Consider the following 12,794-nt stretch of genomic DNA (forward strand, 5'->3'; position numbering starts at 1 on the left):
TCCTCTCTACCACCAGTATAAGCGATAACGTAGGGTGAGGGTCAAGGGAAAAATGAATTTTTTATCCCTTCTTTGTAATTTCATTCATATAGCCAGCCGTAATAATCCCCGCAGGTAGAGCAACAATCGCAATTCCAATTATTGAAGACAACATTGTAATGATTTTTCCTAGCATTGTTGTTGCAAATATATCACCATAACCAACAGTAGTTAATGATATTGTCGCCCAATAAATTGCATCAAAAAATGTTTCAAAAGTATCAGGCTCAACCGAAAAAATCAATAAAGCAGTAAAGAAAATATAACCAACAGCCAGGCTTGCTACTAGCAATAATGACTCTTTTTGATTTTGCAAAACATTCGTCAAAATCTGAATGTTTTTTGAATAGCGGATAACTTTGAAAACTCGAAGTACTCGCCCCATCCGTACAATTTTCAATAATCGAAGACTGTTATTAAAGTATAAAAAAGTCGGTAAAATGGACAATAAGTCCACTATGGCTAATAAGCTAAATGGGTAGAACAGAAATGATAGTTTTCCTTTTTGCAATTTGAAATCAGCTGTTAGTATTCTAAAAAGATAATCCAAGCAAAAAATAGCAGTCGAAATATAATCCACTAACAAATGAAAAGAATTCGTATGCTTAGACATCAAAGGAATGAAACTAACCACTATTGCAAATAACATTATTAAATTATAGCAACGTGACAATAAACTATCGTTATCATTTTCTAGAATACAAAATAATTTTTCCCTCATCTCACTCCACCCTTACCGGCACGCGCCCGTAGGTCTGCTCTGCCATTTCGTCAGCGCCCAATTGATAGACCACATCCGCCTGCTGGGTCAGACTGTCCCAGGGCTCTTTGCCGATCCGCGTCATCAGGTCCACCCGCTCCTTGACAATCTTTAGATAGGCCTGGCCTCGAGTTGAAAAGCCCAATACATGAACTGCTTCTGGCAAGGGAGTTTCCACCGCATTAACCAAGATGTAGGTCAGCACCCGCCGCACCCGCGCCTTGGTGTAGCGCTTGGTCGCAACGGCATCCACTAACTCCTCCACGGTCGCTACGCTCCCAATGGCAGAGCGGATACGACTGGCTAGTTCTTCGTTGACCTGAAAGACCTGACTGAGATCTGGGTGGGTCGCAATCTGGTAGCGGAGCAGAGGAAAATAGTTTCTCCAGCTTACCTTGGTCGCCTCTTCAAAGAGACTGGCAGACGGTAAAAAGTCACGCACCAAGTCCAGCTGGTCAGCACTCTTGCGGATAGCTGTCGCCGAGGCGTAGGACGTTTCCACCTCTTCCGAATGAAAACCAGCCCCCTGCCGTTGAACAGGGCTGAGCTGAATGCCAGTTCCAGCCACCGCCTTAGCATAAGCCAGAGCCAGAATATGATTTGGCGTGTCACCTGTGAAGGTTAGACCCGCAAACTCCTGCCACATAGCCTGGGTCTTCTGTGGATAAGAGAGATTGTCTGGCAAGTTTTTCACAAATTTTTCCATCTCTTCCGACTTATCCACATAAATGTCTGCAATTTTCTGGTAATCCAGCATTTCTTCCGTACCGAAAACCAGTTTTTCCACACCTAGTTTGTGTAAAATGCTGATGGCTCCCTTTGCGAAATGGTCAGCCGACTGGACAGACACCAAAAAGGGCATCTCGACAACAAGATCTGCCCCGTGTTCCAAAGCCATCTGAGCCCGTGTCCACTTATCCACAATAGCTGGCTCACCCCGTTGCATGAAATTACCAGACATGACCACGATTTTCAACCCCTCAACCTGCTCCAGCAGGTATTTATGACCTGTATGGAAGGGATTGTATTCTGCTACGATGCCTGAAATCATGCCTTGACCGCCTTGAAAAACCACCGCTGGCTGGTTTCTGTCGGAGCTTGATTTTCAAAGTCCGCAAAGACTTCCACAGATACAAAACCAGCTTCTTTCAAACATTCCACATAGGTTTCAATCGGATAGGTCCGCTCTTCATGAACTTCATCCCGACGGATAAACCGCTCCTCTTGACTGTCCTCATCTTTGACAAAGAAGGTCAATTCGTGAACGATAGAATGCTCATGCTCCCCCTCGTAAGTATCCCAGACAAAGGCAAAATCCTCGTAGTTTTCATGGTAGCTATAGCCTGCAAATACTTCCTCCATTTGATAAATGGAGTGGACGTCAAAAAGGAAAGTACCACCTTGATTGAGAACAGAGTGAACTCCTTCAAAGACCCGCAAAACAGCTTCTTGGTCCGACATATAGCACAGACTATCCGAGTAACAGGTCACCGCATCGAACTCTCCAACACCTTCCAGAGCCATCATATCTGCTTGGGCCAACTCCATCATGACACCCGCAGCTTCTGCTTTTTTCTGGGCCAATTCCAACATTTCATAGGACAGGTCAAGCCCTGTCACCTCATAACCCTTTTGAGCAAACCGTACAGCCTGAATCCCTGTCCCACAGGCCAATTCTAAAATCGTCTTGGTGTCTTGTGGCAAGTTCCGCAAGCTAAAATCTGTCCATTTATCATACAAGCTGTCATCCATGATTTCATCATAGACCGCCGCAAAGGTTTCATAAGTTGCCATATTTTTCCTTTCATAAAAAGCAGCCAATCGACTGCTTCATTAACTCACACTGTGTTCAAGAAGTCTATCACTTCTAATTACATAATAATGAACTCTCTTTGGTCACTTTCGAGTTGTTTGGTGACCAGTCGAGTTCTCTCCACTCTCACTATTCCACTTCTAAAAAGTCTGCGACTTCCAGGAAGCTACCTTCGTGCCATAATTTTTCAAGGTTATAGAGGTCACGCATTTCTTCTGAGAAGATATGAACGACTACGCCTCCAAGGTCCAAAAGGACCCAGCCACCGTTACTATCGCCTTCTACACGGCTACCCTTGATCCCAACTTCCGCTACCTTTTCACGGATGTTTTCCGCAATAGCCTCCAACTGGCGACTGTTCATGGAGCTGGCAATCACAAAGTAGTCTGTCAGGCTGGTCACGCCTTGAACATCAATTACAACAAGGTCCTCAGCTCGCTTGTCATCAGCAGCCTGGACCACAACTTTTACTAAATCTAGTTCTTTCATCTTATCCTCTAATTATATTTTCTAATTTATCCACCTGGGCAAAACTCCAGGACCAGATGTTTTGGTAGTGGTCAATCAAGTCCTTGGCATCCAATTTGCCTGAATAACCTGTCGTCGTTCCGTCCTGAAGCACAGCTACCTTGTAGCCTAGTTCATAAGCTACTTTAATCGTCGTATCAATGCAAAAATTGGTCGCCATCCCCATGATGATGAGCTGCTCAATTCCCTTTTCCTGCAGATAAGCATGAAGCCCCGTTTCCTTGAAGGCACTGTTAAAGGTCTTATCGAAAATCTTCTCACTAGCTAAGGGTGCAACAGTAGAGTGAATCTCCCAGTCAACAGTCCCCTTGACCAATTCCTGGTCATGATGGCGGACATGGATGACTTCTAGCCCCGCTTGACGAGCGTTTGTGAGGCTATCTTGCCAGAGGGCTAATCGCTCTTCAATGGCATAAGGTTTTTCCTCCACTAGAAGGTTTTGAATGTCAATGACTAACAATGCAGATTTCATAGCTTAACACCAGGCGTTTCCAAACGAAAGACCAATTCCCTTTCTTCTTCACTATCCAAGACAAAACCATTTTTCTCCAAGAGATGAGCCATCTTCTGATTGCCCTTGACATAGGCGACAATCAAATGGTCGCAGACAGGGTGAGCTCTTGCTTGATCGATCACGACCTCCAAAGCCGCCTGACCATAGCCTTTCCCCTGAAATTCTTGACCAATCATAAACCGCCAGAGCATGTACTGCTGGATGTCCTCATCAATGTCAATCAGGGCAAAACCAACCACCTGTTCATCTGCCCAGATGGCATAGGGGAAGACATCGCCATTCATTCTATATAACCAGGCATCCGCCAAGGAACGCACGTTGGGAGCCACGAAGCCCTTGTCCTCCTCGGCTACTGTCAAGTCTAAGACAGCTTGATAGGAAATCTCATCCACAGGTTTTAATGCAATCATCCCTACTCCTTCAAATAAGAAACATAGCCATTATAGGTTTCCAAGGTTTGTGGATAAATGGGAATTCCCTTCTTGGCTAAGTAAGAAATGGTTTGGGCAGTTTCATAGGCTACTGCCTTGTCCAAGGACTCTTTTGCGATACGACGCGCCTCGTCCACCCCAGGAAAATCCCGATTGGGTTCGATGTAGTCCGCCACATAGAGAACCTTGTCCAGCAAGGTCATCTGCCCCGCCCCAACGGTGTGTCGTTGAATGGCTTGGAAAATTTCCTCATCTTCCAAACCAAAATCTTCTGCGATTTTATAGGCGCCAACCACACCGTGCCAGATGTTATTATCCCAGTTGAGCAGGTCCTTGTCCAAATCATACTTGGCAATCAAGTCCAAAAAAACTTGGTCTTCCACTTCCTTAGCATAGTCATGCAAGAGTGCTGCTAGACTGGCTTTTTTCGGATCACAGCCGTATCGATCTGCCAAGGCAAGCGCCGCCTGCTCCACACCCAAGACATGTTGGAAGCGTGCTGGCTTCATGGCTACACGGATTTTTTCCAAAAGAGCCTGACGGTCAAATGTCAAATCTGCTGCAATCATTGGTAAAGTCCTTTTTCTTCGATATAGTCCAGAACTTCATGAGGCACCATAAAATTCGGCACTCGTCCTTGCTTGATAAAACTACGCACCATGCTGGAGGAAATGTCCATCAAGGGTACATCTACCCAGATAACAGGATAGGAAGTCCCTGCCTTGTAACGAGGACGCTGGACACCGACAAACTGCACCAACTGGACCAATTCATCAATCCTATGCCACTTTGGCAGGTAATCGACCATATCCGCACCGATGATGAAATAATAATCTGTATCAGGATTTTTTTCCTTCAGCAATTTCATGGTGTCGTAGGTATAGCTGACACCACGGCGCTCCAGTTCAATGGTTTCAATCCCCAAGCCCTCAATTCCTGCAATAGCCATCTTGAGCATGGAATAGCGATGGTATTCGTCAATGGTTTCCTTTGTATCCACATGCGGCGGAAGGAATTCTGGCATGAGCAGGACTTGATCCAGCTTCAACTGTTGACGGACCTGGTCTGCCACAATCAAGTGAGCATTGTGGACAGGGTTGAAATTTCCTCCCAGAATCCCTACTTGTTTCCGATTGGTTTCTTTCTTTTCAACCTCTAATTCAACCTTGGTAAAGGGTGTTAAGAGTTCAATAGCCATAGGCTCTCCTTCTTAGATTTCTTTGACCTGTTTGGAAATTTTACGGTTCTCTTTCTTGCTAGATTGTTTGAATAAAATCAAGATGCGACCGATTTTTTGGACCGTATCCACACCGATTTCTTCTTCCAAGATTTCTGCTACTTCGTGAATGTTTTCATCCGTATTTTGTAGCAAGGTCACCTTGATCAATTCACGCGCGTCCAGCGCCTGACGAACACTGGTTTTAATCTGGTCATTTAGACCATTTTTCCCAATCTGAATAATGGGTTTAAGACTGTGTGCCTGACTGTTCAAAAAGGCACGTTGTTTTGAAGTTAGCATAATTTATTATACAAAGGGCGTTGTAACAGACTGGGAGACTGTTACAATCGGGAAATAAAGAAAACAAAGTTTTTCCTTATTGCGCCGATATACTTAGCCCGTGTTCAAATCAGAAGACTTGAACTTCCTTTCTCTTTAATTGTAAAAACTGAAATCAAATACCTCTTATACTCAATGAAAATTAAAATCAGACTAGGCGACGCAGATGCAGATAGAACTGGAGTTCATCAAATCAAGTCAACAACGTCTGCTTTTAATTTTCGAAGAGTATTAGATAATGGCCTTGCGAATGACCACATCCACACCCTTTGGTGCCCAGGCAGCAATCTTGGCCTTTTCATTGACCCGAATCCAACCAAGACCTGAGAAGACCACATCCATCTTTTCGTTGATGGTAAATTCATGACGGACTAATTCAGGAAATTCTTTCAATTCCTTGCTGGTTGGTGGCACTAAAAGCGAGCCCGCATGTTTCTGGTAAAATTCACTAGCTCCCTGCAGTTTGGTGCGGTGGAGTTGCAATTCATTGTCAAAGAAGGCCGTAAAGCCTTGACGTTCACCAGCCACAAAGTCAAATCGTCCCAGACCAGCCAAGAACAAGGTTTGTTCTGGATTGAGCTGGTAGGTCTTTGGCTTGATTTCTTTGCGAGGGCTGATGTACTTGAGGTTTTTAGCCGTCAAATAATGGGCCATCTGGTGACGGTGGATAATTCCTGGCGTGTCATAGATGTAGGAACCATCATCCAAAGGAATTTCAATCTTATCCAACGTCGTTCCAGGGAAACGTGAAGTCGTAATGACATCCTTGTCCCCTGTGATTTCTTGAATAATAGCGTTAATCAAGGTTGACTTGCCGACGTTGGTCACGCCGACCACATAGACATCCCGTCCCTTGCGGTGTTGTTCAATCTTTTCAATCAAGTCCTTGATAGCCTGCTTGTTTTGGGCTGAAGTCAAGACCACATCAACTGGTCGCATACCGATTTCGTGCGCCCGCTCGGTCAACCACTGAGTGACCTTGCCTGTCTTGACAGACTTGGGTAAAATGTCCTGCTTGTTGCCGACCAACAACACATCATTGCCTGAAATAAAGCGTGGCAATCCTGGAATGACAGACCCATTGAAATCAAAAATATCAATGACATTGACCACCAAGGCATCACTTTCTCCTACGCTATGGAGGAGTTTCAAGAAATCGTCATCCGAGATATTGACATCTGAAATCTCATTGTAATGGCGCAAACGGAAACAACGCTGGCAGTAGAGTTGCCCTGTTTCCAGGCCTTTTTCTAAAGCTGATTGAGGTGTAAATCCAGCACCAGTCTTATCTGTCGTCTGAATCTGGGCACCACAGCCGATACAAAATAATTCTTCCACTTACATCTCCCTCTTGTAATCTATCGCCCCATACTTAGCGATGATTTTTTTCATGGTCCGCCGCTCACGCCAACGGTTAATCTGCGTATTGATAGAGTCCGTCTGAATCAAGGGTTTGACCAGCACAGACTTGAGCCCAGCTCGCTTAGCAGCCCGAATGTCTGTCATCAACTGATCCCCAATCATAACCACCTCATGTGGCTGAACATCAAAGCGTTTTAAGGCGCGGTTAATCCCAAAGGTGAAGGGCTTGAGCGCAAAGGCTTCAAACTCAATCCCAAAAGGAGCCACTGCACGCTTAACTCGCTCGTATTTATTGTTGGAAACCACCACAACGGGAATGCCTGCGGCCTGTAAATCCTGTAACCACTGGCGCATCTCTGGCGTACCATCGGGATTATTCCAAGCAATCAAGGTATTGTCCAAATCGACAAAGACTACCTTGATACCCTGTTTTTTCAAACTGTCAACTGTCACATCATAGGCCTTTTCCAAGGCAAAATCTGGCATATAATTTTCTAACGTCACGGACTTCTCCAAAGAATTTTATCAGACAATTATACCATTTTTCTAGGAAAAAGGCGAATAGATAGCCAAAAGGAAAACACCCGGTGGAACCGAGTGCCTATCCTACGAACCTATTTGCTTTCTAAAATCCAATCCTTAGGAATGAAAATCATATGGGTCAACAACCAATCAATATCCAGCGAGTATTTTGAAAAGGCAAATCCAATTTCCTCAACACCAGAATCATCCTCATCCATGCCTAAAATCGTCGTCGCATGACCATAGTCTGCATGACTATCATCAAAGAGGCGCCAAATCAGTGCCTTGTAAACCAATTTTTTGGCATCATAGAGCGTATAAGCCTCTCGATATTCTGAAAAGGCTAGACAGTCCTTGCCTTTTGGCTCGACACCCTTAATTTGAGCAATAGCAATCAGACTATCATAGTTGTGATAACGGAGGGAGCTACTCAAGGATTGAGCCAAACTAACCGCATAATCCAAGGCCAAATCACTGACCTCCACAGCCACAGTTCCCAATTGTTCCCGCAATGGATTGAGCAAGTTCGCAGCAAAGCGAGCTAACTCTTCACGGATTGCCTGTGGCAAATTCTCAATATCTTCAAGAAAAATATCCCTATCCTGCTCAGAACCCTTATAGACATTGATGTCTAGCCCCTGCTCACCCAGTTTTTCCAGTTCCGAATCAAAACCTGTTTTCCCAGCTTGAACATATTGAGCGAGAGTTTCATAGTAACCTTCTGGCAAGATGATACGCTCTAGGTTGTCAGCTCTTTCAATGATTGTCATGGTTTTCTTCCCCCGTATGTTTGATATTCTTATTGTAACAAGATAAGGGAAAATTGTAAACCTTTTCAACTTTTGTTACATATTTACACCAAGTATATGAATACAAGTAATTCATCGCTACCAAAACAAACGAGTTCCATGAACCTGATCCACAGGTATTTTTTCTAGTAATTCAGGCACATTGTCCACTGTCAAGCCACCACCAATTAAGATTTCAAGCTTACCTTGGGCATAGGAAACAAGCTCCTGCAACCAATCGACATTGTTCAAGGCAGACCCCGTCAAACTGCCTCTTGTCAAAATCCGTGTCACTCCATGGGCTGCCAGCCAATCAATAGCCTCAAATTGACGGTGGCGAGGGATTTGATCAAAAGCCATGTGAAATACAATTTGGCAACCCTGCGACACAGCAAACAAGCGTTCCAAAGCGACTTGATCCAGCCAATTATCCTTTGTCAAAACACCAAATACTAAACCATCTGAACCCAGCTCTTTAGCTACTTTGCAATCTTCCACCATCATCTCAATCTCTGCCTCATCGTAGCAAAAATCACCACCACGAGGGCGAATCATGGTCATGACTGTGACTTCATTCTCATGAGCCAGTTGACAAACGTATTTAATCACTGCATAACTTGGCGTTGTTCCCCCAACTGCTAAATTATCACAAAGTTCTATCCGCTGGGCACCCATTGAGATAGCTTTTGCAAGATCTACATGGTTTTCCGAACAAAATTCTTTTATCATTCCAATTTCCTCTTATATTTTTTACTTTAGTATATCAAAAAAAAGAGTATATTAACCAATACTCTTTTCGGTAATCAAAAAATCCTTTAGCGAAATCAGCAGAACTGCTAGTAGAATACAAATCATACCGACTAAATCCATGCTTGTAAAGACCTCATTAACCAGCCACACTGCAAAAATAATGGAAGCAACAGGTTCAATAGAGGCTAACAGACTGGCATTGACAGGTCCTACCATGGTAACCCCTTTGAGAAAGACTGTATAGGCAAAGATGGTCCCGACACCAACAATCCCCACTAAGCCAAACATACTACCACTATCTAATTGAAGGGGTTCTTGCCAGGTCTGTAAACCCAAAGTAACCATCAACCCTCCCATCAACATCCCCAGACCAATGACCGACAAACTACCATACTGGTCAATAACTTGGGCAGGTAGGATAATATAGAGAGCATAGGTCAGGGCTGAGAAAAGTCCCCATGCTAAACCAAGCGGGGTAATCGCTAGTTCCGTCAACTGTCCATGGGTTGCAATAAAAAAGGTTCCTACAATTGCCAAGACAATCGAAATCACTTCAACCCCTGTCGGTCTTTGCCTATCCTTCAAGCAGGTATAGGCTAGCACTAAGATAGGGCAGAGGTATTGGAGAACTGTTGCCGTTGCCGCATTTGTATAAGCAATGGCTTGTAAATAGGCCAGCTGATTGAGGGCTAGGCCAAACAAGGCAAAGAAACATACAGTTAGCAAAGCGCGTCCATTTTTCAAGAGTGCAAGCAAATTTCTCCTAGCTGTCACAGCACACAGACCGAGCAAAACAAGACCTGAAACCATCAGGCGCATGGAGGTAATCAACTGTACAGACATGCCTCGTCCGATTAAATACTGTCCACTCACCCCTGACAAGCCCCAGGCAATCCCTGCTATTAAGGTTATCAAGGTTCCCCATCTTTTTTCTGTCATCCTAACTCCTTCCTCACATGTCAATAGTCCCATTATACCAAAAGAGTAGGACCACGTCCCACTCTTTTCTTACAATTAGGTTGCTAAACCGACAAACTCCACAAAGCGCATAAAGGCTGCCTGTCCTTCTGGTGTGCGTTTATAGACACCCGCATCTTCTAAGACACGGGCGAAAATTTGTCCGACAGATGCTCGAATGATTTCTTCAGCCCTTTCTTCTGTCAAATCTGGATGTTCAGCCTTCAACCTATCCGCCCAAGGTTGATGATAGGCTGCCACCTGACTAGCTTGACCCAGTAAGTATTTCTTGACTTCAGCCAATTCCGCCTTCAAACGTGGAGGCAAAATCGCCAAGCCCATGACCTCAATCAAGCCGATATTTTCTTTCTTGATGTGCTGTACATCTGGATGTGGATGGTAGATGCCGTCTGGAAATTCTTCCGAAGTCTGATTGTCGCGGAGAACCAAATCCAACTCATACACATCCCCTCGCTTCCGGGCAATTGGGGTGATGGTATGATGGGGAGTGCCATCCGTCTCAGACATAATCTGAACGGCATCATCTGAGTAGCTCCGCCATTTTTCCAAAATCTTAGCCGCCAGGCTCAATAGCGCTGGCTTATCTGCCGAGCTCAAACGAATAACCGACATAGGCCACTTGACAAGGCCAGCAGATACGGACTCAAAGCCGTCGAAGACCAGCTGATGCTCAATCGGCGCCTTTTCCATGGCAAAACTGTGCCGCCCACCCTGATAGTGATTATGGGTCAAGATGGAGCCACCCGAGATGGGGAGGTCAGAGTTGGAACCGACAAAATAATCCGGAAATATGTCAAGCAAGTCCAAAAGTTGTTCAAAGGTTTGAGGGCTGATAACCATAGGCACATGCTCTTGGTTCAAGAAAATAGCATGCTCATTGTAGTAAGCATAAGGCGAATACTGGAAGCCCCACTTTTCCTGTCCAAGCTCCAAGCGAATAATGCGGTGGTTGGCACGCGCAGGATGATTAATCCGGCCTTGGTAGCCCTCATTTTCCATACAAAGCAGGCACTGAGGGTAGTTTGAAGCTTCTGCTAAACGGGCTGCCGCAATAGCCTTTGGATCCTTCTCTGGTTTGGACAGATTGATGGTAATTTCTAGGTTGCCATAGTCTGTCGGTGCCTGATAGTAGATATTTTTGGCAACAGCCGCCACCTTGATATAGTCATTTCGCTTGCTCAAGGCATAAAAGTCTGCCACAGCCTGCTCTGGACTGTCCTGGTAGGTCTGCCAGAAATCACGATTGACCTGACTAGGACTTGGGGTGATCAAGTCCATCAAACAAGCCCCAACCATGTCCTGCTCTTCCAGCAATTCACCCACAAAACCAGTGCGAACCCCATGAACCAATAATTCTTCCTTGAGTTCAATCAAGTCTGTTAGCTCTGTTTGGACAGTCAAAACTTGGTCCCCAACCAAGGCTAAAACCCGATTTCGCAGATAAAGAGCATCCATTTCTTCAAAATCACTGTTGGCAATAACCTGCTCAACAAAACGATCCACCAATCCTGTCATCATTTCTCCAATCTATTTTCGAGATAAGACGCGAGAGCCTCCAGCAATCTCCGCTACATAAAAGCTTGGTTCATATCCAACCACTTCAGTATAGGTCTTGCCGACATTTTCTTTGAAGGCTTCAACCTTATCCTTGTGGACAATGGCAATGCCACAGCCACCGAAACCAGCTCCTGTCATGCGAGCCCCGAGAACCCCTTCTTGTTCCCAAGCAGTATGGGCCAAGGTGTCCAACTCTAAACCTGTCACTTCATAATCATGCTCCAAAGAAACATGGGAAGCATTGACCAAGCGACCAAAGGTTGCCAAATCCCCTTCTTCCAAGGCCTTACGAGCTTGCAAGGTCCGTTGGTTTTCTAAGACAGCGTGACGGGCACGCTTGATGCGGTTTTCATCTTTGATTAAGTAACTATATTGGTCAAAGGTCCACTCATCCAACTCTCCCAAAGTTTGAATAGTCAAAACTGCATTCAATTCTTCCACAGCTTTTTCACATTCTGCCCGGCGCTCATTGTACTTAGAATCTGCTAATTCTCGACGTTTATTGGTGTTCATGATAACGATCACATGGTCACCCAAATCCAGCGGTACCAATTCATATTCAAGTGTATTGGTATCCAGATAGATGGCACGTTGGTCTGCTCCCATACCGATAGCAAACTGGTCCATGATCCCAGAATTGACACCGATAAAGTGATTTTCCGTTTGTTTCCCAATTTTCACCAAATCAAGACGCGTCAATTCAAGTCCATACAACTCTTCTGCGATAATCCCAATCAAGAGTTCCAAGGAAGCTGATGATGACAAGCCTGAGCCATTTGGAATGTTACCGTAAACAAAGACTTCCATCCCTGTATCGATGCTATGTCCTGCTTCCTGCAAGAATTTGAGAACTCCCTTGGCATAGTTGGTCCAGTTGTCCGCCTTGTCGAAGACTAAGTTGTTCAAATCTACCTCAATCACACCAACTTCTTCAAAGTTAGCAGAATAGAAACGCAAAACTTGGTCATCACGTTTGCGAGCAGCTCCGTATGTTCCCAAGGTAATAGCCGCTGGAAAGACATGACCACCGTTGTAGTCTGTATGCTCACCAATCAGGTTAATCCGCCCAGGTGAGAAGAAAGTCGCATCCGCCTCTTGACCAAACACATCGTGAAAGGCTTGCTTGAGTTGTTCTGTGTTCATAGGAACCTCCTTGATTTTGTAATCGTTTTCTTTTATTGTACAACTTAACAA

The 12,794-nt window shown here is 44.8% G+C and carries 16 protein-coding genes; all 16 read right to left on the bottom strand.

Annotated features, from left to right (window positions below; genetic code table 11):
• Positions 1–61: 61 nt before the first annotated feature.
• Positions 62–760, bottom strand: coding sequence for an ion transporter (locus PW220_RS08380; RefSeq protein ID WP_248053971.1), 699 nt, complete (start codon positions 758–760; stop codon positions 62–64).
• A 1-nt stretch (position 761) separates the two neighbouring features.
• A complete protein-coding gene (locus tag PW220_RS08385) occupies positions 762–1,850 on the bottom strand; it encodes a nucleotidyltransferase (protein WP_248053970.1) in 1,089 nt (362 codons plus the stop codon).
• Entirely contained in the window at positions 1,847–2,593 is a 747-nt protein-coding gene (locus tag PW220_RS08390) for a class I SAM-dependent DNA methyltransferase (protein WP_105118575.1), read from the bottom strand. Before PW220_RS08390 ends, PW220_RS08385 begins: the two co-directional genes overlap by 4 nt.
• Before the next feature lie 148 nt (positions 2,594–2,741).
• Entirely contained in the window at positions 2,742–3,101 is a 360-nt protein-coding gene (gene rsfS / locus PW220_RS08395; RefSeq protein WP_044781673.1) for a ribosome silencing factor, read from the bottom strand.
• A gap of 1 nt (position 3,102) precedes the next feature.
• Positions 3,103–3,612: a cysteine hydrolase family protein gene (locus tag PW220_RS08400; RefSeq protein WP_248053969.1), complete on the bottom strand. Its 510-nt coding sequence runs from the start codon at positions 3,610–3,612 to the stop codon at positions 3,103–3,105.
• Complete coding sequence (locus tag PW220_RS08405) at positions 3,609–4,064, bottom strand: GNAT family N-acetyltransferase (RefSeq protein ID WP_248053968.1); 456 nt, start codon at positions 4,062–4,064, stop codon at positions 3,609–3,611. Before PW220_RS08405 ends, PW220_RS08400 begins: the two co-directional genes overlap by 4 nt.
• Before the next feature lie 2 nt (positions 4,065–4,066).
• On the bottom strand, positions 4,067–4,654 hold the full coding sequence (yqeK, locus tag PW220_RS08410) for a bis(5'-nucleosyl)-tetraphosphatase (symmetrical) YqeK (RefSeq protein WP_248053967.1): 588 nt from the start codon (positions 4,652–4,654) through the stop codon (positions 4,067–4,069).
• The gene (locus PW220_RS08415; protein WP_043026973.1) at positions 4,651–5,283 is read right to left on the bottom strand and encodes a nicotinate-nucleotide adenylyltransferase; all 633 of its coding nucleotides are present in this window, start codon (positions 5,281–5,283) and stop codon (positions 4,651–4,653) included. Before PW220_RS08415 ends, yqeK begins: the two co-directional genes overlap by 4 nt.
• Before the next feature lie 12 nt (positions 5,284–5,295).
• Positions 5,296–5,607, bottom strand: coding sequence for a ribosome assembly RNA-binding protein YhbY (gene yhbY / locus PW220_RS08420; RefSeq protein WP_024379048.1), 312 nt, complete (start codon positions 5,605–5,607; stop codon positions 5,296–5,298).
• A 267-nt stretch (positions 5,608–5,874) separates the two neighbouring features.
• On the bottom strand, positions 5,875–6,981 hold the full coding sequence (gene yqeH, locus PW220_RS08425) for a ribosome biogenesis GTPase YqeH (protein WP_248053966.1): 1,107 nt from the start codon (positions 6,979–6,981) through the stop codon (positions 5,875–5,877).
• Positions 6,982–7,509 carry a YqeG family HAD IIIA-type phosphatase gene (locus tag PW220_RS08430; RefSeq protein WP_105118579.1) on the bottom strand — a complete coding sequence of 176 codons (528 nt, stop codon included), beginning with the start codon at positions 7,507–7,509 and terminating at the stop codon, positions 6,982–6,984.
• A 110-nt stretch (positions 7,510–7,619) separates the two neighbouring features.
• Positions 7,620–8,297 carry an SEC10/PgrA surface exclusion domain-containing protein gene (locus tag PW220_RS08435; protein WP_248053965.1) on the bottom strand — a complete coding sequence of 226 codons (678 nt, stop codon included), beginning with the start codon at positions 8,295–8,297 and terminating at the stop codon, positions 7,620–7,622.
• 117 nt (positions 8,298–8,414) lie between these two features.
• Positions 8,415–9,044: a copper homeostasis protein CutC gene (locus tag PW220_RS08440; RefSeq protein WP_248053964.1), complete on the bottom strand. Its 630-nt coding sequence runs from the start codon at positions 9,042–9,044 to the stop codon at positions 8,415–8,417.
• A gap of 51 nt (positions 9,045–9,095) precedes the next feature.
• Complete coding sequence (locus tag PW220_RS08445; protein ID WP_248053963.1) at positions 9,096–10,004, bottom strand: DMT family transporter; 909 nt, start codon at positions 10,002–10,004, stop codon at positions 9,096–9,098.
• Positions 10,005–10,079: 75 nt separating this feature from the next.
• On the bottom strand, positions 10,080–11,561 hold the full coding sequence (galT, locus tag PW220_RS08450; RefSeq protein ID WP_248053962.1) for a UDP-glucose--hexose-1-phosphate uridylyltransferase: 1,482 nt from the start codon (positions 11,559–11,561) through the stop codon (positions 10,080–10,082).
• 9 nt (positions 11,562–11,570) lie between these two features.
• A complete protein-coding gene (locus PW220_RS08455; protein WP_248053961.1) occupies positions 11,571–12,743 on the bottom strand; it encodes a galactokinase in 1,173 nt (390 codons plus the stop codon).
• Positions 12,744–12,794 lie beyond the last annotated feature (51 nt).

Source organism: Streptococcus sp. 29892 (genome assembly GCF_032594935.1).
GTDB lineage: Bacteria > Bacillota > Bacilli > Lactobacillales > Streptococcaceae > Streptococcus > Streptococcus hyiners.

Excerpts from the sequence above, each read along its gene's own strand:
- PW220_RS08380 (WP_248053971.1), bottom strand. The coding sequence starts at position 760 with ATGAGGGAAAAATTATTTTGTATTCTAGAAAATGATAACGATAGTTTA.
- PW220_RS08385 (WP_248053970.1), bottom strand. The coding sequence starts at position 1,850 with ATGATTTCAGGCATCGTAGCAGAATACAATCCCTTCCATACAGGTCAT.
- PW220_RS08390 (WP_105118575.1), bottom strand. The coding sequence starts at position 2,593 with ATGGCAACTTATGAAACCTTTGCGGCGGTCTATGATGAAATCATGGAT.
- rsfS (WP_044781673.1), bottom strand. The coding sequence starts at position 3,101 with ATGAAAGAACTAGATTTAGTAAAAGTTGTGGTCCAGGCTGCTGATGAC.
- PW220_RS08400 (WP_248053969.1), bottom strand. The coding sequence starts at position 3,612 with ATGAAATCTGCATTGTTAGTCATTGACATTCAAAACCTTCTAGTGGAG.
- PW220_RS08405 (WP_248053968.1), bottom strand. The coding sequence starts at position 4,064 with ATGATTGCATTAAAACCTGTGGATGAGATTTCCTATCAAGCTGTCTTA.
- yqeK (WP_248053967.1), bottom strand. The coding sequence starts at position 4,654 with ATGATTGCAGCAGATTTGACATTTGACCGTCAGGCTCTTTTGGAAAAA.
- PW220_RS08415 (WP_043026973.1), bottom strand. The coding sequence starts at position 5,283 with ATGGCTATTGAACTCTTAACACCCTTTACCAAGGTTGAATTAGAGGTT.
- PW220_RS08435 (WP_248053965.1), bottom strand. The coding sequence starts at position 8,297 with ATGACAATCATTGAAAGAGCTGACAACCTAGAGCGTATCATCTTGCCA.
- PW220_RS08440 (WP_248053964.1), bottom strand. The coding sequence starts at position 9,044 with ATGATAAAAGAATTTTGTTCGGAAAACCATGTAGATCTTGCAAAAGCT.
- PW220_RS08445 (WP_248053963.1), bottom strand. The coding sequence starts at position 10,004 with ATGACAGAAAAAAGATGGGGAACCTTGATAACCTTAATAGCAGGGATT.
- galT (WP_248053962.1), bottom strand. The coding sequence starts at position 11,561 with ATGATGACAGGATTGGTGGATCGTTTTGTTGAGCAGGTTATTGCCAAC.
- PW220_RS08455 (WP_248053961.1), bottom strand. The coding sequence starts at position 12,743 with ATGAACACAGAACAACTCAAGCAAGCCTTTCACGATGTGTTTGGTCAA.